The following is an 18733-nucleotide window of genomic DNA, read 5'->3' on the forward strand; positions in this document are numbered from 1 at the left end:
GCAGCGCCTGAACCTCGGCTGACCTGAATCAACAGGATTACTGCTGGTTCTCCTGCTCGGTGAACAGGTCACTGAACAACATGCTCGACAGATAACGCTCACCCGAATCCGGCAGCACCACGACGATGGTTTTGCCCTGCATCTCCGGGGTTTCCGCCAGACGCACTGCCACCGCCATGGCGGCACCGCAGGAAATACCACACAGAATCCCCTCTTCCTGCATCAGGCGCAAAGCCATGGCCTTGGATTCTTCGTCAGTCACCTGCTCGACACGATCGACCATCGACAGATCCAGGTTCTTCGGCACAAAACCGGCGCCAATGCCCTGAATCTTGTGCGGGCTAGGCTTGATCTCGTCACCGGCCAGCGCCTGGGTGATGACCGGCGAAGATGCAGGCTCCACAGCCACCGACAGAATCGGTTTGCCGGCGGTGTTCTTGATATACCGCGAGACGCCGGTGATGGTTCCGCCGGTGCCGACGCCAGCCACCAGCACGTCGACGGCCCCATCGGTGTCATTCCAGATTTCCGGACCGGTGGTCTTTTCGTGAATCGCCGGGTTGGCCGGGTTATCGAATTGCGCCGGCATGAAATATTTGTCGGCATCACTGGCGACGATTTCCGCGGCTTTCTCGATGGCGCCCTTCATGCCCTTGGCCGGCTCGGTCAACACCAGTTCCGCCCCCAGGGCCTTCAGGACCTTGCGGCGCTCGATGCTCATCGACGCCGGCATGGTCAGCATCAGTTTGTAGCCACGCGCAGCAGCGACGAAGGCCAGGCCGATGCCGGTGTTACCGGAGGTGGGCTCGACAATGGTCATGCCCGGTTTGAGTTTGCCGCTGCTTTCGGCGTCCCAGATCATGTTGGCGCCGATCCGGCACTTGACCGAGTAACCGGGGTTGCGCCCTTCGATCTTGGCCAGGATCGTGACCCCGCGCGGCGCGATGCGGTTGATCTGGACCAGCGGCGTATTGCCGATGGAGTGGGCGTTGTCAGCGTAGATACGGCTCATGGCTGGGTCCTTATGCAGCGTTGAATTCAGCCTTTCAAGGTAAGCCTGTTACCGATCACAGTCCAGTCGGGGCGAACGTCTGCGAACGCGCGCAGTCAATCGCTTTGAATCGTCAAGGCACACTCTTGAAGGAACAATGGCATGAAACGTCGTTACAGCTGGCCGCTCTGGACCCTGGCGGGTGTCGTGGTGCTGCTGGTCGCTCTGCACTTCGCCCTGCCCTATCTGGTACGCGACTACCTCAATGACAAGCTCGCGGACATGGGTGATTACCGTGGCCAGATCACCGATGTCGACCTCGCACTGTGGCGCGGCGCGTACAAAATCAACGGTCTGAAAATCGTCAAGGTCGACGGCAAGGTGCCGGTGCCGTTCGTCGATGCGCCGTTGATCGACCTCTCGGTGAGCTGGCATTCGCTGTGGTACGACCATGCGGTGGTTGCGCAGGTGCAATTCCTCAATCCCGAAATCAACTTTGTCGACGGCGGCCCCAACAAGCAGAACTCGCAGACCGGTCAGGGCACCGACTGGCGCGAGCAACTGGGCAAGCTGCTGCCGATCACCCTCGATGAAGTGCAGATCAACGACGGCCGTATCACTTTTCGCAACTTCAATTCCAAGCCGCCGGTGAACATGAATGCCAGCAACGTCAACGCCAGCATCTACAACCTGACCAACGTGGTCGACAAGGAAGGCAAGCGCGACGCCCGCTTCGAAGGCAAGGCGCTGCTGCTGGGCCACGCGCCACTGGAAACCACCGCCACCTTCGATCCGTTGAGCAACTTCGAAGACTTCGAATTCCGCCTGCGTGCCCGCGACATCGAGCTCAAACGCATGAACGACTTCGCCTCGGCCTATGGCAAGTTCGACTTCAACGCCGGCCACGGCGATGTGGTCATCGAAGCCAAGGCAGAGAAAGCCCTACTCACCGGCTACATCAAACCCCTGCTGCGCGACGTCGACGTTTTCAACTGGCAGCAGGACGTCGAGAACAAGAACAAAGGCCTGTTCCGCTCGGTCTGGGAAGCACTGGTCGGCGGCACCGAGACCGTTCTGAAAAACCAGAACAAAAACCAGTTCGCCACCCGGGTCCAACTCAGTGGCAATGTGCACCAGCAGAACGTCAACGCGTTCGAGGCGTTTTTGCAGATTTTGCGCAACGGGTTTATCCAGGCCTTCAATGCGCGGTATGAAAGGCCGAAGCCGGATGAGGGTTAAGTTTTGCGGTTGACGACATATCTACCAGTGTCTTCGGCCGCGATCGATGAGCGCTGTTGCAGCGAATCCCAGCCCAGACAGGCCAACGCCAAAGAACGTGGCACTGCCTCACGCCCATTGCTGTAACGGCTGATGCTCCGAGCGCTCACACCCAGCGCCTCGGCCGCCTCACTGAGCGAAAGTCCCGTACGGGCGCGCCAGTCGATAAAAATGCGTGTGTTCTCGTCTTGGGCATTTTGCGCCAGCGCATCCATGTACAAGGTGTCTGCGCCAATCTGTATGTCGGGCTCTAGCCATTCGACGAACCAACCCTCGTCCCCACCTACGGCAGTCGCAAAGACATCGCGATCAAGCAGTGGCCGCAGACCTGGACAAGTATGAATATCCACCCCCAAATCAACTGTCAGTTCCTGACCATTGATAAATGTCAGCGCCAACCTGAAATCCGACAGGACCTGCGCAGATCGTAGACGCGGGCGTTTCATGGGTAACATCGATTTTCTGCCTTTTTATCTACCAAGTAAGAAAGGCTATCGCCAAATCGGCGATACCTGAATACTGGCCATCCGCCGAGACTGAGTCAACATGTGACGCCCCATTCAGAGACTGAATAAGCCGTCTGCGTTCACAGTCGACCGGCGTGCGCGTTATAGTCGGGGCATCCGATTATTCGCCCCCGCCCTGCCCGCAAGGTCGGCGTTACCGTTCGAGGATTTGCAGATGAAGTTCGAAGGCACCCAGGCCTACGTCGCCACCGATGACCTGAAGCTGGCGGTCAATGCCGCCATCACCCTGGAGCGGCCACTGCTGGTCAAAGGTGAGCCGGGCACCGGCAAGACCATGCTCGCCGAGCAACTGGCCGAGTCGTTCGGTGCCAAGCTGATCACCTGGCACATCAAGTCCACCACCAAGGCCCATCAGGGTCTTTACGAGTACGACGCGGTCAGCCGTTTGCGCGACTCGCAGTTGGGCAATGAAAAAGTCCACGACGTGCGCAATTACCTGAAGAAAGGCAAGCTCTGGGAAGCGTTCGAGTCCGAGGAGCGGGTGATTCTGCTGATCGACGAAATCGACAAGGCTGACATCGAGTTCCCCAATGACTTGCTGCAAGAACTCGACAAGATGGAGTTCTACGTTTACGAGATCGACGAGACCATCAAGGCCAAGAAGCGCCCGATCATCATCATTACCTCCAACAACGAGAAAGAGCTTCCGGACGCCTTCCTGCGCCGCTGCTTCTTCCACTACATCGCTTTCCCCGACCGCACTACCCTGCAGAAAATCGTCGACGTGCACTACCCGGACATCAAGAAGGATCTGGTCAGCGAAGCGCTCGACGTGTTCTTTGACGTGCGCAAGGTACCGGGCCTGAAGAAAAAACCTTCGACGTCGGAACTGGTCGACTGGCTGAAACTGCTGATGGCCGACAACATCGGCGAAGCGGTGCTGCGCGAGCGCGACCCGACCAAAGCCATCCCGCCGCTGGCCGGTGCGCTGGTGAAGAACGAACAGGACGTGCAACTGCTTGAGCGCCTGGCGTTCATGAGCCGTCGCGGCACCCGCTAAGAGGCTGCTGCCATGCTGCTCAACCTGTTCAATGAAATGCGTGCAGCCAAGGTGCCGGTGTCGGTGCGTGAGTTGCTCGACCTGATCAACGCGCTGAAAGAGCGCGTGACCTTCGCCGACATGGACGAGTTCTATTATCTGTCGCGGGCGATTCTGGTGAAGGACGAACGTCATTTCGACAAGTTCGACCGTGCGTTCGGCGCTTACTTCAATGGCCTCGAAAAACTCGACGACCACTTGCAGGCGCTGATTCCCGAAGACTGGCTGCGCAAGGAGTTCGAGCGCTCTCTGACTGATGAAGAACGCGCGCAGATCCAGTCCCTGGGCGGGCTGGACAAGCTCATCGAGGAGTTCAAGAAGCGTCTGGAAGAACAGAAGGAACGTCACGCCGGCGGCAACAAATGGATCGGCACCGGCGGCACCAGCCCGTTCGGCTCCGGCGGTTTCAACCCGGAGGGCATCCGGGTTGGCGATGCCGGCAAGCGTCAGGGCAAGGCAGTCAAGGTCTGGGATCAGCGCGAGTACAAGAACCTCGACGATTCAGTGGAACTGGGCACCCGCAATATCAAGGTCGCCTTGCGTCGTCTGCGCAAGTTCGCTCGACAGGGCGCGGCGGAAGAGCTGGACATCGATGGCACCATCGACCACACCGCCAAGGATGCCGGCCTGCTGAATATCCAGATGCGCCCGGAACGGCGCAACACGGTGAAGCTGCTGCTGTTGTTCGATATCGGCGGCTCAATGGATGCGCACGTGAAGATCTGCGAGGAATTGTTTTCGGCCTGCAAGACCGAGTTCAAGCATCTGGAGTACTTCTACTTCCACAACTTCATTTATGAATCAGTGTGGAAGAACAACATGCGCCGCACTTCCGAGCGCACCTCGACCCAGGATCTGCTGCACAAGTACGGTGCCGACTACAAAGTGATCTTCATCGGCGACGCCGCCATGGCGCCTTATGAAATCACCCAGGCTGGCGGCAGTGTCGAGCACTGGAACGAAGAGCCGGGCTACGTGTGGATGCAGCGCTTCATGGAGAAATACAAGAAACTCATCTGGATCAACCCGTATCCGAAGGACACGTGGGGCTATACCTCGTCGACCAACATTGTCCGCGACCTGATCGAGGATCAGATGTATCCGCTGACGTTGCGCGGGCTTGAGGAAGGGATGCGGTTTCTTTCCAAATAATCGTTAACCCGACGAACGCCTTCGCGAGCAGGCTCGCTCCCACATTGGAATGCTTTTACCTGTGGGAGCGAGCCTGCTCGCGAAGCTTTTAGCGATCTATAAAACGCTGCAAATACTCGACATGCTCGCGGTGCGCGACGTCCTGCACCACCGGCCGCAATCTCACCTTCGCTCCCGGCAAGCACTGCGCCAGCCGCGCCAGTGCCAGCGGCGTCAACGCGCCCAGGCGCGGATACCCGCCGATGGTCTGGCGATCATTGAGCAACACAATCGGCTGCCCGTCCGGTGGCACTTGCACCGCGCCCAAGGGAATCCCTTCGGAAATCATCGCCGCGCCCTGATAGTGCAATGTCGCGCCCTGCAGGCGGATGCCCATGCGGTCGGCGCGGCTGTCGATTGTCCAGGTGCTGTTGAAGACATCAAACAGACTTTGCCCGCTGAACTGGCCGATCTGTGCACCAATCACCAGATCCAGCGGTTTAACCGAGCGCAGGTCCGGTTGCTGCGTCTGTGGTACGTCACGCACCGGCCGGGGTTCGCCGTGATAACTCAGGATCGCTCCTTTTGTCAGCGGCACGCCCAGACCATCAAGCCCTCCGAGCTCTTCGCGCACGACCGTCGCGCAACTGCCCAACACGGACGGCGCGGCAAAACCGCCGGGAGCCGCCAGATAAGCCCGGGCGCCAAGCAAGGGTTGGGTGAACTGCAACCTCTGACCTTTGTGCAACGTGAAACCGCGCCACGGCGCCAGCGCCTGTCCATCGATCTGCGCGCCGAGATCCGCTCCGGCCAGCGCCAGCAGGCAATCCTCTTCAGCCACCACGGCAAACCCGCCGAGGGTGATTTCAACCACCGCAGCATCCAGCTCATTGCCAAGCAGCCAATTGGCCCAGCTCATGGAACACCAATCCGCCGCGCCGCCTTGGGTTACGCCCAGGTGTCGCACACCGAAGCGCCCGGCATCCTGCACCAGGCACAGCGATGTGCTGGCTTCGATCGTCAGTCGACTCATGCCAGCGCCTCCAGTGGTGTGTCGTCACCGCCCAGACGAATGAATTCGGCGTGATCGACCGCTTCGAAGCGTACCGTGTCACCGGGCTGCATCAGGCTGTAGCCGTCGCGATGGCGATCAAACAGTTTCGCCGGGGTGCGGCCGATCAGGTTCCAGCCGCCGGGTGAAACGACCGGATAAGCCGCGGTCTGCCGCTCGGCGATACCGACGCTGCCGGCGGCGACTTTTTTGCGCGGTGTGCTCAATCGCGGCGCGGCGAGAATCTCTTCGACCAGGCCCATGAAGGCAAAGCCCGGCGCAAAACCAAGGGCGAATACCTGATACTCCCGTGCGCTGTGCCGACGGATCACCTCCTCCACCGCGAGCCCGCTACGTTCAGCCAGCAGGCTCAGTTCCGGGCCGACACTGAGGTCGTACCAGACCGGCAAGACGTGACACTGCCCAGCGCTTCGCGCATTCGGCGACAGGTCGACCAGCGCTTCGGCGATCAATTCGCGCGCCTGAGCCGGACTCAGCAGCGTCAGATCGTAATGCACCATCAACGTCGTATAGGACGGCACCAGATCGATCAGTTGGGCGCCAAACGCCGTGCGCAAACGCTCGGTGGCGGCGAGCATCCACGGCATGTTGGCTTCGGCGATTTCATCGAACAGACGCAGCATCAGGCAATCCAGCGCCACCACTTCAATCCGTGGATTCATGACGCACTCGACTGCTGTAAGGCTTGGCGAATGCGCTGCACGGCGGCCACGGAACTGGCGTTGTCGCCGTGTACGCACAAGGTGTTGGCGCGCAGGATCAAGGCGCTGCCGTCGCTAGCGGTGAGCTCGCCGCCATGGGCGATGGTCAGCGCTTGCTCGATGATTTTCTCGGGATCGTGATGCACCGCACCCGGCAACTGTCGTGAGACCAGCCGGCCGGCGCTGTCGTAAGCGCGATCGGCGAAAGCTTCGAACCACAGCGTCACGCCGTATTCATCGCCGACTTGCTGCGCCGCAGCGTTGTCGCGGGTCGCCATGAGCATCAGCGGAAGATTGCGGTCATACGCGGCCACGGCCTGCACTACCGCATGCAGTTGCGCCGGGTTGGCCATCATGTCGTTGTACATCGCGCCGTGGGGTTTGACGTAGCTGACCCGCCCGCCCTGCGCCTTGCAGATGCCATCGAGCGCACCGATCTGGTAATGCAGGATGTCTTGCAGCTCCTGCGCGGAATAGGCCATGGAGCGCCGGCCGAATCCGACCAGATCCTGATAGGCCGGATGCGCGCCAATCTGTACGCCGTGCTCAAGGGCCAGCGCCACGGTCTTGCGCATGATGCTCGGGTCGCCGGCATGGAAACCGCAGGCAACGTTGGCGCAATCGATGAAGGGCATGACCTCGGCGTCCAGACCCATGGTCCAGCTGCCGAAGCTCTCGCCAATGTCGCAATTCAATAGCAGGCGGCTCACGGTGAACACTCCTGTAGCTGCTCGTCTTTTTATCTGTAGGACACTGCCCAGCAGGTTATCAGTTACTGCGCCTCGAGTTGTTTGCCGCGGGTTTCCGGCAGGCTCAAAGCCGCAATAATCACCACGCCGTAGGACACCGCCGCGAAGGCACCGATGCCCATGCTCAATGGCACTTTCTGGCTGAGCAGGCCGATCAGCAGCGGGAACAACGCCGCCAGCGCGCGGCCGATGTTGTAGCAGAAACCCTGACCCGAGCCGCGAATCCGCGTGGGGAACAATTCAGTGAGAAACGCACCCATGCCGCTGAAAATCCCCGAGGCAAAGAAGCCCAGCGGAAACCCCAGCCACAGCATCACGCCGTTGCTGACCGGCATCTGCGTGTACAGCAGAACGATGGTGAACGAGCCGACCGCGAACAAAATGAAATTCTTTTTCCGCCCCAGCAGATCAGTCAGATAAGCGCTGATCACGTAACCGACGTAGGAACCGACGATCACCATCGCCAGATAACCACCGGTGCCAAGCACGCTCAAACCGCGTTCGTTCTTGAGGAAGGTCGGCAGCCAGGAGGTGATTGCGTAATAACCGCCCAGCGCACCGGTGGTCAGCAACGACGCGCGAAACGTGGTGAAGAGCATGCCCGGAGCAAAAATCTCGTAGAACTTCGCCGGGTTTTCTGGCGTTTGCGCGGCTTTGGCTTCGCGATAGATTTCCGGATCTTTCACCAGGCGTCGGACAAAAATCACGAATATCGCCGGCACGATGCCGAGGATGAACAGCGCACGCCAGGCATCTTCCGGTGGCAATACCGAGAACAGCAGCGCATACAGAATCGCCGTCAGCCCCCAGCCCAGCGCCCAACCGGATTGCACCATGCCCACCGCTTTGCCGCGATCCTGGGCGCGGATCACCTCGCCGATCAGTACTGCACCGGCGGTCCACTCACCACCGAAACCGAAGCCCATCAGGGTGCGGGCGATCAACAGTTGTTCATAGTTTTGCGCGAAACCGCAAAGGAAAGTGAAGAAGGCAAACCACAGCACCGTCAGTTGCAGGGTGCGCACGCGACCGATGCGGTCGGAGAGAATTCCGGCGACCCAGCCGCCGATCGCCGACGCGATCAGGGTGCTGGTGTGAATCAGCCCCGCTTCGCCAGTGGTGATGCCCCACATCGCAATCAGCGTCGGCACGACGAAGCTGAGCATCTGCGTGTCCATGCCATCCAGACCGTAACCGATCTTGCAGCTCCAGAACGTGCGGCGCTCCTGCTGGTTGATGTTGCGGTACCAGTCGAACGGCCCGGGCCGCGCCGCAGGCTTGGATAAAGGGAGGGTGTCAGGAGCACTCATGGCAAATCTCCGCAGGGCTTTTATTGGTCTTGTTCGAAGCTCCGACGACGCCTATCGTGGGAACCGGATGCGCCGATTTTTCGTCGCCCTGCCCCGCGCCGTCCAACGAATAAAAACCCGCCTTAGGCATAAGAAAAATTTGTCAGCCGAGCCTTGCCCATGAACCTGAAGTTTCTCGAGACCTTTGTCTGGGTCGCGCGCCTGAAGAGTTTTCGCCTGACCGCCGACAAGCTGTTCACCACTCAGGCGTCGATTTCCAGCCGCATCGCAGTGCTCGAAGGCGAGCTGGGAGTGAAGCTGTTTCTGCGCGACTCACGCGGCGTCAGCCTGACCCCGGAAGGTCTGAAGGTGCTCGATTATGCCGAACAGATGCTCGACACCATGGCGGCGCTGAGACAGTCGATCGAGACTCGTTCGAGCAAGGTCGGCCGGGTGCGTATCGGCGTGATGGATACGGTGATCCATACCTGGCTGAGCCCGCTGGTGGCGCAGATGACCGATCTGTACCCGCGAGTGGAAATCGAGCTGGTCGCGGATACCGCGCTGAATCTCTGCGATCAGCTGCAAAAAGGCTTCCTCGATCTGGTTCTGCAAACCGATCTGGTCCGTCACGAAAGCGTGCGTAGTCTGGAGTTGGCCAGCCATCCGTTGGGCTGGATCGTCGCGAGCAATTCGATCTACAACCGCGACTACGCCGACCTCGCCGAACTGGCGCAGGAGCGGATCGTCACTTACTCGAAAAACTCACGACCGCATCAGGATATCGTCGCGCTGATGCAGGCCAACGGCGTCATGGCGCCACGCTTGAATTGCGTGAACTCGGTGTCAGCGATCACCCGGTTGTTGCGTGACGGCTTCGGTATCGGCGCGCTGCCACCGGTGCTGGTGGCCGAGGAACTGGCACGCGGCGAACTGACCCTGCTCGACATCGCGCAGCGGCCGGCGAATCTGCCGGTGGTGGTGTCGTGGCGGGTCGGGGGTGGGGGGGTCGAGGAGATAGTGACGGTGTGTCAGCAGGTCTTGGCGGGGTATGCGCAAAAGGGGGGCAAGGACTGCATCACCCTCACTGACTGAGCACACTTGTGGCGAGGGAGCTTGCTCCCGCTCGGCTGCGCAGCAGTCGTAAAATCGTTACCTGCGCTCGCTCAGAATAACTGGACGGGAGCGCTTCGCACTCCAGCGGGAGCAAGCTCCCTCGCCACAGGGGAAATGAGCGATCTCAAAGGCCGCGCACGTCGCGATCTTCGATCGGCCGGCTCTGGCGCAGACGGCGGCCGCCGAGTACTACCCAGTCGATCAGGCGGAACAGGCATTCGATGCCGAACGACAGCAGCAACGCCCCGCTCATGCCCCAGATCATTGCCTCTGGCGTCAGCAGGATCTGATAGCTGTAGCCATTCCAGGTTTCCTTGCGAATGTCCGGATCGGCGGCCAGCACCACTTGCAGGAAGCGCACGTACCACGGGCCTTGCATCGCCTGGAATTGTTTATCCAGCGCGACCTGGCGAGTGAGCAAGGTGTTCAGGCTGTCGGCATCGCTACGAAAAATCGGGTCTTCGCTGGCCCGGTAATGCGCGACCAGCGCCTGCATGTCGCCTTTGAAAAACTGATCGGCGGTGCCCTGAAAACCACGCAGACCGGTCTGCGCTTCGATCAGATGCGCTTCGACCCGCTGGGCGTAATCGTTGATGAACCCCGGCACCTGGACACCGATCAACAGGCCCGCCGCAAACAACACCAGCCGTACATAACTGAGCAACATGGGTGCAAATCCTTATTCGGTCTTGCCCTGGCTGACGCATTCGCCGCGTCGCCACAGGCTCCATTGGCCCGGTTCGTAGCGGGTCCAGGTTTCGTTTTCGGTCAAAGGCTCGGTGGCGATCACCGTGACCACGTCGTTGGGCGTGGTTTCGGCCTGGAAGTCGACAATCACATCGACATCCTTGAGCCGTGCGGGGCCGAACGGTGCGCGCCGGGTGATCTGGGCCAGTTTGGTCGAGCAATAACAGAACAGCCAGTCGCCGTCGCTGAGCAGGCAATTGAACACGCCTTTGCTGCGGTATTCGGCGCAGGCGGCGACCAGATCCGGCAGCAGCACTTCGATATCCACCGGTTCCGGAAAGGCTGCGCGCACACGGTTGAGCAAATCGCAGAACGCCGCTTCGCTGTCGGTATCGCCGACCGGGCGGTAGAAACTCTTGATCGGGGTGAAGTCGGCGAGCTGCCCGTTGTGCGCGAAACACCAGTTGCGCCCCCACAGTTCGCGGACGAACGGGTGGGTGTTGGACAGGCAGACCTTGCCGACGTTGGCCTGGCGAATATGGCCGATGACCACTTCGCTCTTGATCGGATAACGCTGCACCAGATTGGCGACTTCCGACTCGCTGCTCGCCGCCGGGTCCTGGAACAGCCGCAAGCCCCGGCCCTCATAGAAGGCAATGCCCCAGCCGTCGCGGTGCGGGCCGGTGCGGCCGCCGCGCTGCATCAGGCCAGTGAAGCTGAACACGATGTCGGTCGGCACGTTGGCACTCATGCCCAGTAATTCACACATGTGCGGACTCTCGGGTTACAGACGCGGCTCGACCCGCATGCGCTGCGGATTGTTCGGCACGGGCGGGCGACCGTAGCGGTCGTCACCGGCGCCGCCGAACGGCTGATCATCTTCGCGTTCTTCGGCACGGGCCGCAGCCTTGGCGGCCTCGGCGCGTTCGCGACGCGCTGTTGAAGCACGCTCGATCGGCATACGGATCAAGACGAAAACCAGATAAATCCCGAAGGCGATCATGCCGTACATGAACAGATCGGAAACCGCGCGCCAGGCGTTGTTGCCGACCTTGAACAGTGTGTCCAGCGCGGTGATGGCGATGGCCGGCGCAACCTTGGCTTTCACTGGATCGACGATGGTCGGGCTGAACAGCAACACCGCCATCAGCACACGCAGCGGCTCGCGCAGCCAGCGCCACATCCAGGTGGTCAGGCGCATCCATACCAGCAGGCAGCCTACGGCGGCAAAGGCGTAAAGGCCCCAGGCGATCAGATAGTCGTTCTCGGTCATGGTGTCCATGGCAAGGCAGGCAAAGAGGCGCTTATAGTAACGACTTTTCGCCCATGCGGCTTGTCCCAATAGACACATCCCCTGTAGGAGTGAGCCTGCTCGCGATAGCAATTGATCAGTCAAAGTCATTCTGAATGACACACCGCTATCGCGAGCAGGCTCACTCCTACAGGGATTGCGGCAGTTTCAAATGCTGCGAAAAACCCTATTTGTATATCTGTCCGAGAGCCTTCCATGCCCCAATCCGCCAATGTCATCCCAGCCCCGATTGCCCACCGGGCGCCCGGCGCCGACCCGTATGCCTGGCTGCAGGAGCGCGATACCGACGCGGTGCTCGACTACCTCAAGGCCGAAAACGCTTATCAGGAAGCGCAAACCGCTGATCAGGCCGAACTGCGCGAAAGCCTGTTCAACGAGATCAAGGGCCGGATTCTGGAAACCGACCTGTCCCTGCCCTCGCCCTGGGGCCCGTATCTGTATTACACGCGCACCACCGCCGGTGACGAATACGCCCGGCACTACCGCTGCCCGCGTCCGGCGGACGACAGCCTGACGCTCGACGAAAGCCGCGAACAGCTACTGCTCGATCCGAATGCGCTGGCCAATGGCGGCTTCTTCTCGCTCGGTGCTTTCAGCATCAGCCCCGATCACCAGCGCCTGGCTTACAGCGTCGATGCCTCGGGCGATGAGATCTACACGCTGTTCGTCAAGGAACTGTCCAACGACAAGGTCAGCGAACTCGAATTCGCAGACTGCGACGGCAGCATGACTTGGGCCAACGACAGTCTGACCCTGTTCTTCGGCGTGCTCGACGACACCCATCGCCCGCACAAACTGTTCCGCTATCGACTCGATGGCACCGCCGCCGAAGAGGTTTTTCACGAGCCGGACGGGCGCTTCTTCCTGCATTGCTACCGCGCCAGCTCCGAGCAGCAATTGCTGCTGTCGCTGGGCAGCAAGACCACCAGCGAAGTCTGGGCGCTGGACGCCAATCAGCCGCACCTGCCGTTCGCCTGTCTGGCGCCCCGGGTCGAAGATCACGAATACGACGTCGACCACGGCCTGCTCGGCGGCGTCTGGACGTGGTTCATCCGCACCAACCGCGACGGCATCAACTTCGCCCTGTATCAGGCTGCGGATACCGGCGTACCGCCGAGCGAGGCCGACTGGCAGAACCTGATCCCGCACAGCGATGAAGTGATGCTCGACGGCGTCAGCCTCAACACCGAGGCGGTGACCTTGAGCCTGCGTGAAGGGGGTCTGCCGATCATCGAAGTTCATCCGCAGGGCCAAGCTTCATATCGCGTGCAACTGCCCGATGCGGCCTACAGCCTCCATGTGCAAAACAGCCTGGAGTTCGAGAGCGATCGCATTCGGTTGCGCTACGAAGCGTTGAACCGCCCGGCCCAGGTGCGCCAGTTGATTCTCGCCACGGGCGAGCAAACGGTGCTCAAGGAAACCCCGGTGCTCGGCCCGTTCGATGCCGACGCCTATGTCAGTCAGCGCCTGTGGGCCACCGCCCCGGACGGCACGCAGGTGCCGATCAGTCTGGTGATGAAGCGCGAGATGGTCGGCAAACCCGTGCCGCTGTATCTGTACGGTTACGGTGCCTACGGCTCCAGTCTCGATCCGTGGTTTTCCCACGCGCGCCTGAGCCTGCTCGATCGCGGCATGGCCTTCGCCATCGCCCACGTACGCGGCGGCGGCGAGCTGGGCGAAGCCTGGTATCGCGCCGGCAAGCAGGAACACAAACCCAACACCTTCAGCGACTTCATCGCCTGCGCTGAGTTTCTGGTGCTCAACGGCATCACCACGGCGGACAAACTGGCGATCAGCGGTGGCAGCGCCGGTGGCCTGTTGATCGGCGCGGTGCTTAACCAGCGTCCGGACCTGTTCGGCGTGGCGATTGCCGAAGTGCCGTTCGTCGACGTACTCAATACCATGCTCGACCCAGAACTGCCGCTGACCGTCACCGAATACGACGAATGGGGCAACCCGGAAGAACCGGACGTCTATGATCGGATCAAGGCTTATGCGCCGTACGAAAACGTCACCGCGCAGGCTTATCCACCACTGCTGGTAATCGCCGGCTACAACGACAGCCGTGTGCAATATTGGGAAGCAGCCAAGTGGGTAGCGAAATTGCGCGCAACCAAGACCGACGACAACCTGCTGCTGCTCAAGACCGAACTGGGCGCCGGGCATGGCGGCATGAGCGGGCGCTATCAGGGATTACGTGACGTAGCACTCGAATATACGTTTGTGTTCAAGGTTTTGCAGATTGCCTGAGGAACTCTGCGGGTGGCCTGGGTCTTAACACCAGACTCAACGCCTCCACCGATTCCCCTGTGTAGGAGCTGCCGAAGGCTGCGATCTTTTGATTTTTTAACAGCAAGATCAAAAGATCGCAGCCTTCGGCAGCTCCTACACAAGGAACGTGTGATACCCGGAAAATGTGAAAACAAAAAGACCGCATCGACATGTCCGAACCGACCTTCCTGAACAACGAAATCCGCGACTGGCTGATGGACTGTGGCCTGTTCGATCAATTGCAGCTGGCCGACTTCGCGGCCGCTTCCGGCTACTTCAGCATCAGCACCGTGGCTGAAGGCGAAGCGATTTTTCGCGAGGGCGATGCCGGCAGTTTCATGTGCATCATCCACACCGGCCAGGTCGCCGTGCAGAAAACCGGCGTCGACGGTCAGGTCATCACCATGGCCACCCTGCGCAGCGGCCGTGCCTTCGGTGAAATGGCCGTGCTCGATGGCGAACGGCGTTCGGCCACGTGCATTGCGGCAAGCAACTGTCAGTTGCTGAACCTGGGCAAGGACTCGCTGGAAAAAATGCTCAACGACGCACCGAAAATCGCCGCAAAGATCATCCGCGCCCTTGCCGTCTCGCTGTCCAAACGCCTGCGCATGGCCGACGGTCAATTGGCTGCGCAACAGGTTTAACCGCCGGGGGATTTAGCCTTGTTGCCGTTCGGCTCGATACCCGGCATCGGTTGATCCTTGCTCGGCGGGCTGGGCATTTCGATCGGCACCAGCGGCGGGCTGCCACTGCCGGCGCCCGACTTGGGCAGGGTAATCGGGGTGATCTGCGGATACGGCGTCGGCGTCGCGGTGCCGGGCGAGCCGGGTTGCGGCGTCGGACTGACCGGAATGCTCTGCTGGGCCTGGGCTGCAGTAATCGCGAGCGCGGCCAGGGTAATGACCGTTAGAATGGTGCGCTTCATCAAGGGCTCCGTTTGGCCTTTAGTCTGTGCTCAGGCTACTCCCAACGCGCCTGCTTGCCTTCCCCCCTTTAGAGATTTCCATGAAACGTTTCGTTCTGCTCGACACCACCCCGATCCCCGAAAACGGCGGTGCCCTGTGCCTGTTCGAGTATGGCGAGGACTTCGTCATCAAGATCCAGGGCGGCGACGGCGGGCAATTGATGAACACGCGCATGCACGGTTCCGAAGACGCATTGGCCGAGATTCCCTGCCGCAAGGTCGCCGGCCGGCCGAATTCACGCGTGCTGATCGGTGGCCTGGGCATGGGCTTCACCCTCGCCTCGGCACTCAAGCATTTGGGCAAGGCCGCCGAAGTGGTGGTCGCTGAGCTGGTGCCCGGCGTGGTCGAGTGGAATCGCGGCCCGCTCGGAGAAAAGTCCGGCCGGCCATTGCTCGATCCGCGCACGGTGATCCGCATGGAAGACGTCGCCAAGGTGCTGCAAAGCGAGCCGAACGGGTTCGACGCGATCATGCTCGATGTCGACAACGGCCCTGAAGGCCTGACCCAGAAAGCCAACAGTTGGTTGTACTCGGCCGCTGGTCTGAGTGCCTGCGCCAAGGCCCTGCGCCCCAAAGGCGTGCTGGCGGTGTGGTCGGCCAGCGCTGATCGGCAGTTTTCCGACAAATTGAAGAAGGCCGGTTTCAAGGCCGAAGAAGTCCAGGTCTTCGCCCACGGCAACAAGGGCACCCGCCACACGATCTGGATTGCCGAGAAGCTCAAGGGCTGAGCTAAACTCTGCGCATAACCGTCATCAGTCTTTTACAAAGGTGAACCCATGAGTTCGTCCACCCCCACCAACACGTCGAAGCTGGACCGCATCCTCGCCGACAACCAGCGCGACAAGGAAATGGGCTATCGCGACAAAGCCCTGAAGATGTACCCGCACGTCTGCGGCCGCTGCGCCCGCGAGTTTTCCGGCAAACGCCTGAGCGAACTGACCGTGCACCACCGCGACCACAATCACGACAACAACCCGCAGGACGGCTCGAACTGGGAGCTGTTGTGCCTGTATTGCCACGACAACGAGCATTCGCGTTACACCGACCAGCAGTATTTCGGCGACGGCTCGCTGAGCACACCGAAAATCGCCAAGGCCACGCATAACCCGTTTGCGGCCCTCGCTGGCCTGATGAAAAAAGAAGATTAAAAGCAAAGATCGCAGCCTTCGGCAGCTCCTACACGGTGTACGCCATTAGACTGTAGGAGCTGCCGAAGGCTGCGATCTTTTGATCTTATCCCCGTATAATCGCCCTCTTTTCCCGAAGGCACCCCGCTCGTGGCAGACAAACGGTACAGCTGCATTGGTTTGTATAATCCCAAATCACCGGAGAACGTCGGTTCGGTGATGCGCGCCGCAGGCTGTTATGGCGTGGCCTCGGTGTTCTACACCGGCAAGCGTTATGAACGCGCCGCCGATTTCGTCACCGACACCAAGCGCGTGCACTACGACATCCCGCTGATCGGCATCGACGACCTGAAAAAAATCCTCCCGCTCAACTGCGTGCCCGTCGCTGTGGAACTGGTGGAAGGCGCCCGCCCATTGCCGGAATACACCCACCCCGACCGCGCGCTGTACATCTTCGGTCCGGAAGACGGTTCGCTGGATAAAGAGATTCGCGACTGGTGCGAAGACGTCGTGTACATCCCGACCACCGGCTGCATGAACCTCGCCGCTACGGTCAACGTCGTGCTTTACGACCGCATGGCCAAAGGCCTGAACACCCGCTCCGGGCCGAAATTCCGCTGAAGCGTCGCACATTCGATGGAACAAGCTGACCGCCGCGGCAGTCAGCTTATCTATCAATCGCACCCTGCCTGGAGATAGATCATGAGCGAGCTCAAACGCGTAGAACGCATCGAATCCACCCCGTTCCAGTCGCCTTCGCACAAGAACGTGCACGGCTGGGAACGCGTCGGCTCGTTGACCGGCGGCGTGCTGATGGTCGGCAAGGGCCTGCGCCGTGGCGGCGTGTTCGGCCTGATTCAAGTGGCGCTCGGCGGCATGGCCGTGGCCCGCGGCATCACCGGCCATTGCTCGGCGAAAAGCCTGTTGGAGAAAGGTCGTCAGGACATGAACAACGTACGGGCGAAGATCGAACGCGCCGGAGAAGAACTGAGCAAGCTGAAGACCAACGCCGAAGTTGCCACGGAAACGGCGACCGTTACCGGCAATGATTCGCTGACCTCGCCGAAAGCCGGCGTTTGATCCAAATAATGCGTTGAGGCGAATTACGCCATCGCGAGCAGGCTCACTCCTACAATTGAAACGCGCTCACCTGTAGGAGTGAGCCTGCTCGCGATAGCGGTTTCGAATCCCTTCACCATCAGCCCGCGCGAAAAATCAGGTGATCTTCCCAGTCATCCTCCGGCACGCTGCCTTCGGCGAGCATGCGTCCGGATTGGGAAATTCGCTCGTGGTGCACTGCATCGCGATCACCGCACACCAGGTGATGCCATAACGGCAGATCCTTGCCCTCGCTGACCAGACGATATCCGCAGGTCGGCGGCAGCCATTTGAATTCTTCCGCCTGCCCCGGGGTGAGCTGGATGCAGTCAGGCACAAACTTGATACGGTTCGGATAATCGCTGCACTGACAGGTCTTCAGATCCAGCAGTTTGCAGGCGATGCGCGTGTAATAGACGCTGTTGTCTTCTTCATCCTCGAGTTTTTGCAGGCAGCACAGACCGCAGCCGTCGCACAGCGATTCCCATTCCTCGTGATCGAGTTGATCGAGGGTTTTGCGTTTCCAGAACGGTTCGACTATGGCGGCCATGGTTCAAGCATCAACATCAAGGTGGTGAAAAGGCCGCCAGTCTAGTGCCAGCGGGCGCGGTGGCCAAGCGCCGGCGACTGTCGGTAAATCCGCTTGTCAGCCCCAGCGCCGCCCAGTAGGGTTTTGCAGCGAACTTCTCCCCATCCGTTGCAAGGAATCCGTGCATGAGTGCCAACCCTCGCGTTGCCGATTACGCCATTCACCCGCAGTTCACCGAGCGCTGGTCGCCCCGCGCTTTTAACGGCGAAGCGATCCCTGAAGAGACCTTGCTGAGCTTCTTCGAAGCCGCGCGCTGGGCGCCGTCGGCGTACAACTCGCAACCGTGGCGCTTTCTCTATGCACGCCGCGATACACCGAACTGGCAGCGTTATCTGGGCCTGCTCAACGAATTCAACCGCAGCTGGGCGCAGCATGCTTCAGCGCTGGTGATCGTGATTTCGAAGACCACTTTCGTGGCACCGGGCGCTACCGAGGAAACCCCGGCGCTTTGGAGCACGTTCGATACCGGCTCGGCGTGGGGCCATCTGGCGCTGCAGGCGAGCCTCAGCGGCTGGCACACCCACGGCATGGCCGGTTTCGATCAGGAATTGACCCGCAAGGAACTGAACATTCCTGAGGAATATGCCCTGCATGCGGCGGTGGCGGTGGGCAAGCTCGGTGACAAGGCAACCCTGGCCGAGTACCTGCAAGCCCGCGAAACGCCGAGCCCGCGTCGTCCGCTGAGCGAGCTGGTGGCCGAAGGCGATTTCACCCTTTAAAAGCCACGCCATAAAACCACTGTAGGAGTGAGCCTGCTCGCGATGACGCCGTGTCAGTCGACATCAATGTTGA

At 60.5% G+C, this 18733-nt stretch carries 22 protein-coding genes; 11 read left to right on the forward strand and 11 right to left on the reverse strand.

Annotated features, from left to right (window positions below):
- Window positions 1–37: 37 nt before the first annotated feature.
- The gene (gene cysK / locus AEQ63_RS07375; protein WP_064362519.1) at window positions 38–1012 is read right to left on the reverse strand and encodes a cysteine synthase A; all 975 of its coding nucleotides are present in this window, start codon (window positions 1010–1012) and stop codon (window positions 38–40) included.
- A 141-nt stretch (window positions 1013–1153) separates the two neighbouring features.
- Between cysK and AEQ63_RS07380 the strand changes: the two genes are divergently transcribed.
- Entirely contained in the window at window positions 1154–2230 is a 1077-nt protein-coding gene (locus tag AEQ63_RS07380) for a DUF748 domain-containing protein (protein ID WP_064362520.1), read from the forward strand.
- On the opposite strand, the gene AEQ63_RS07385 is transcribed toward AEQ63_RS07380, so the two are convergent.
- A complete protein-coding gene (locus tag AEQ63_RS07385) occupies window positions 2227–2724 on the reverse strand; it encodes a helix-turn-helix domain-containing protein (RefSeq protein ID WP_064362522.1) in 498 nt (165 codons plus the stop codon). The two genes, AEQ63_RS07380 and AEQ63_RS07385, sit on opposite strands and share 4 nt — an antisense overlap.
- Before the next feature lie 226 nt (window positions 2725–2950).
- Between AEQ63_RS07385 and AEQ63_RS07390 the strand changes: the two genes are divergently transcribed.
- Entirely contained in the window at window positions 2951–3796 is an 846-nt protein-coding gene (locus tag AEQ63_RS07390; RefSeq protein WP_007911294.1) for an AAA family ATPase, read from the forward strand.
- A gap of 12 nt (window positions 3797–3808) precedes the next feature.
- Window positions 3809–4987, forward strand: a complete 1179-nt coding sequence (locus tag AEQ63_RS07395; RefSeq protein ID WP_064362524.1) for a vWA domain-containing protein — start codon at window positions 3809–3811, stop codon at window positions 4985–4987.
- A gap of 88 nt (window positions 4988–5075) precedes the next feature.
- Here the strand turns inward: AEQ63_RS07395 and AEQ63_RS07400 are convergent, their stop codons facing one another.
- From AEQ63_RS07400 to AEQ63_RS07415, 4 genes are all read right to left on the reverse strand, one after another.
- Window positions 5076–5999 carry a biotin-dependent carboxyltransferase family protein gene (locus AEQ63_RS07400; protein ID WP_064362526.1) on the reverse strand — a complete coding sequence of 308 codons (924 nt, stop codon included), beginning with the start codon at window positions 5997–5999 and terminating at the stop codon, window positions 5076–5078.
- On the reverse strand, window positions 5996–6700 hold the full coding sequence (gene pxpB, locus AEQ63_RS07405; RefSeq protein ID WP_064362528.1) for a 5-oxoprolinase subunit PxpB: 705 nt from the start codon (window positions 6698–6700) through the stop codon (window positions 5996–5998). Before pxpB ends, AEQ63_RS07400 begins: the two co-directional genes overlap by 4 nt.
- Window positions 6697–7449, reverse strand: coding sequence for a 5-oxoprolinase subunit PxpA (locus tag AEQ63_RS07410; RefSeq protein ID WP_064362529.1), 753 nt, complete (start codon window positions 7447–7449; stop codon window positions 6697–6699). The genes pxpB and AEQ63_RS07410 overlap by 4 nt, the downstream gene beginning before the upstream one ends.
- A 62-nt stretch (window positions 7450–7511) precedes the next feature.
- Window positions 7512–8798, reverse strand: a complete 1287-nt coding sequence (locus tag AEQ63_RS07415) for an MFS transporter (RefSeq protein ID WP_064362531.1) — start codon at window positions 8796–8798, stop codon at window positions 7512–7514.
- A gap of 159 nt (window positions 8799–8957) precedes the next feature.
- Between AEQ63_RS07415 and AEQ63_RS07420 the strand changes: the two genes are divergently transcribed.
- Window positions 8958–9872: a LysR family transcriptional regulator gene (locus AEQ63_RS07420; protein WP_064362534.1), complete on the forward strand. Its 915-nt coding sequence runs from the start codon at window positions 8958–8960 to the stop codon at window positions 9870–9872.
- Between the two features lie 145 nt (window positions 9873–10017).
- Here the strand turns inward: AEQ63_RS07420 and AEQ63_RS07425 are convergent, their stop codons facing one another.
- The 3 genes from AEQ63_RS07425 to AEQ63_RS07435 are packed head-to-tail and all read right to left on the reverse strand — an operon-like array spanning window position 10018 to window position 11862.
- Window positions 10018–10560 (reverse strand): DUF2937 family protein, encoded by a 543-nt coding sequence (locus tag AEQ63_RS07425; RefSeq protein WP_042607436.1) that lies wholly within the window; start codon window positions 10558–10560, stop codon window positions 10018–10020.
- Between the two features lie 12 nt (window positions 10561–10572).
- A complete protein-coding gene (locus AEQ63_RS07430; protein WP_024012022.1) occupies window positions 10573–11349 on the reverse strand; it encodes a class II glutamine amidotransferase in 777 nt (258 codons plus the stop codon).
- Between the two features lie 15 nt (window positions 11350–11364).
- Window positions 11365–11862, reverse strand: coding sequence for a hypothetical protein (locus AEQ63_RS07435; RefSeq protein WP_064362536.1), 498 nt, complete (start codon window positions 11860–11862; stop codon window positions 11365–11367).
- A 225-nt stretch (window positions 11863–12087) separates the two neighbouring features.
- Between AEQ63_RS07435 and AEQ63_RS07440 the strand changes: the two genes are divergently transcribed.
- Together AEQ63_RS07440 and AEQ63_RS07445 are read left to right on the forward strand one after the other, a co-directional pair.
- Window positions 12088–14142: a S9 family peptidase gene (locus AEQ63_RS07440; RefSeq protein ID WP_064362538.1), complete on the forward strand. Its 2055-nt coding sequence runs from the start codon at window positions 12088–12090 to the stop codon at window positions 14140–14142.
- A 191-nt stretch (window positions 14143–14333) separates the two neighbouring features.
- On the forward strand, window positions 14334–14807 hold the full coding sequence (locus AEQ63_RS07445; RefSeq protein WP_042607432.1) for a cyclic nucleotide-binding domain-containing protein: 474 nt from the start codon (window positions 14334–14336) through the stop codon (window positions 14805–14807).
- Here AEQ63_RS07445 and AEQ63_RS07450 read toward each other — a convergent pair.
- Window positions 14804–15088, reverse strand: a complete 285-nt coding sequence (locus AEQ63_RS07450) for a hypothetical protein (protein ID WP_064362540.1) — start codon at window positions 15086–15088, stop codon at window positions 14804–14806. The genes AEQ63_RS07445 and AEQ63_RS07450 overlap by 4 nt on opposite strands.
- Before the next feature lie 80 nt (window positions 15089–15168).
- Between AEQ63_RS07450 and AEQ63_RS07455 the strand changes: the two genes are divergently transcribed.
- The 4 genes from AEQ63_RS07455 (at window position 15169) to AEQ63_RS07470 (ending at window position 17334) form a co-directional block, all read left to right on the forward strand.
- Window positions 15169–15855: a spermidine synthase gene (locus tag AEQ63_RS07455; protein ID WP_064362541.1), complete on the forward strand. Its 687-nt coding sequence runs from the start codon at window positions 15169–15171 to the stop codon at window positions 15853–15855.
- Between the two features lie 48 nt (window positions 15856–15903).
- A complete protein-coding gene (locus AEQ63_RS07460; RefSeq protein WP_003222612.1) occupies window positions 15904–16275 on the forward strand; it encodes a YajD family HNH nuclease in 372 nt (123 codons plus the stop codon).
- 129 nt (window positions 16276–16404) lie between these two features.
- Window positions 16405–16875 carry an RNA methyltransferase gene (locus AEQ63_RS07465; protein ID WP_007911337.1) on the forward strand — a complete coding sequence of 157 codons (471 nt, stop codon included), beginning with the start codon at window positions 16405–16407 and terminating at the stop codon, window positions 16873–16875.
- Window positions 16876–16956: 81 nt separating this feature from the next.
- Window positions 16957–17334 carry a YgaP family membrane protein gene (locus AEQ63_RS07470; RefSeq protein WP_042607429.1) on the forward strand — a complete coding sequence of 126 codons (378 nt, stop codon included), beginning with the start codon at window positions 16957–16959 and terminating at the stop codon, window positions 17332–17334.
- Between the two features lie 118 nt (window positions 17335–17452).
- Here AEQ63_RS07470 and AEQ63_RS07475 read toward each other — a convergent pair whose 3' ends face one another.
- A complete protein-coding gene (locus AEQ63_RS07475) occupies window positions 17453–17902 on the reverse strand; it encodes a YcgN family cysteine cluster protein (protein WP_016771232.1) in 450 nt (149 codons plus the stop codon).
- 164 nt (window positions 17903–18066) lie between these two features.
- On the opposite strand from AEQ63_RS07475, the gene AEQ63_RS07480 reads away from it, so the two are divergent.
- On the forward strand, window positions 18067–18660 hold the full coding sequence (locus tag AEQ63_RS07480; RefSeq protein ID WP_064362544.1) for a nitroreductase family protein: 594 nt from the start codon (window positions 18067–18069) through the stop codon (window positions 18658–18660).
- Window positions 18661–18733: the final 73 nt, after the last annotated feature.

This window comes from Pseudomonas sp. RIT-PI-o (genome assembly GCF_001297215.1).
Classification (GTDB): Bacteria; Pseudomonadota; Gammaproteobacteria; order Pseudomonadales; family Pseudomonadaceae; genus Aquipseudomonas; species Aquipseudomonas moraviensis_A.

Bases quoted from the DNA above. Each gene is read 5' to 3' on its own strand.
- cysK (WP_064362519.1), bottom strand. From the start codon at position 1,012: ATGAGCCGTATCTACGCTGACAACGCCCACTCCATCGGCAATACGCCG.
- AEQ63_RS07380 (WP_064362520.1), top strand. From the start codon at position 1,154: ATGAAACGTCGTTACAGCTGGCCGCTCTGGACCCTGGCGGGTGTCGTG.
- AEQ63_RS07385 (WP_064362522.1), bottom strand. From the start codon at position 2,724: ATGTTACCCATGAAACGCCCGCGTCTACGATCTGCGCAGGTCCTGTCG.
- AEQ63_RS07390 (WP_007911294.1), top strand. From the start codon at position 2,951: ATGAAGTTCGAAGGCACCCAGGCCTACGTCGCCACCGATGACCTGAAG.
- AEQ63_RS07395 (WP_064362524.1), top strand. From the start codon at position 3,809: ATGCTGCTCAACCTGTTCAATGAAATGCGTGCAGCCAAGGTGCCGGTG.
- AEQ63_RS07400 (WP_064362526.1), bottom strand. From the start codon at position 5,999: ATGAGTCGACTGACGATCGAAGCCAGCACATCGCTGTGCCTGGTGCAG.
- pxpB (WP_064362528.1), bottom strand. From the start codon at position 6,700: ATGAATCCACGGATTGAAGTGGTGGCGCTGGATTGCCTGATGCTGCGT.
- AEQ63_RS07415 (WP_064362531.1), bottom strand. From the start codon at position 8,798: ATGAGTGCTCCTGACACCCTCCCTTTATCCAAGCCTGCGGCGCGGCCC.
- AEQ63_RS07420 (WP_064362534.1), top strand. From the start codon at position 8,958: ATGAACCTGAAGTTTCTCGAGACCTTTGTCTGGGTCGCGCGCCTGAAG.
- AEQ63_RS07425 (WP_042607436.1), bottom strand. From the start codon at position 10,560: ATGTTGCTCAGTTATGTACGGCTGGTGTTGTTTGCGGCGGGCCTGTTG.
- AEQ63_RS07430 (WP_024012022.1), bottom strand. From the start codon at position 11,349: ATGTGTGAATTACTGGGCATGAGTGCCAACGTGCCGACCGACATCGTG.
- AEQ63_RS07435 (WP_064362536.1), bottom strand. From the start codon at position 11,862: ATGGACACCATGACCGAGAACGACTATCTGATCGCCTGGGGCCTTTAC.
- AEQ63_RS07440 (WP_064362538.1), top strand. From the start codon at position 12,088: ATGCCCCAATCCGCCAATGTCATCCCAGCCCCGATTGCCCACCGGGCG.
- AEQ63_RS07445 (WP_042607432.1), top strand. From the start codon at position 14,334: ATGTCCGAACCGACCTTCCTGAACAACGAAATCCGCGACTGGCTGATG.
- AEQ63_RS07450 (WP_064362540.1), bottom strand. From the start codon at position 15,088: ATGAAGCGCACCATTCTAACGGTCATTACCCTGGCCGCGCTCGCGATT.
- AEQ63_RS07455 (WP_064362541.1), top strand. From the start codon at position 15,169: ATGAAACGTTTCGTTCTGCTCGACACCACCCCGATCCCCGAAAACGGC.
- AEQ63_RS07460 (WP_003222612.1), top strand. From the start codon at position 15,904: ATGAGTTCGTCCACCCCCACCAACACGTCGAAGCTGGACCGCATCCTC.
- AEQ63_RS07470 (WP_042607429.1), top strand. From the start codon at position 16,957: ATGAGCGAGCTCAAACGCGTAGAACGCATCGAATCCACCCCGTTCCAG.
- AEQ63_RS07475 (WP_016771232.1), bottom strand. From the start codon at position 17,902: ATGGCCGCCATAGTCGAACCGTTCTGGAAACGCAAAACCCTCGATCAA.
- AEQ63_RS07480 (WP_064362544.1), top strand. From the start codon at position 18,067: ATGAGTGCCAACCCTCGCGTTGCCGATTACGCCATTCACCCGCAGTTC.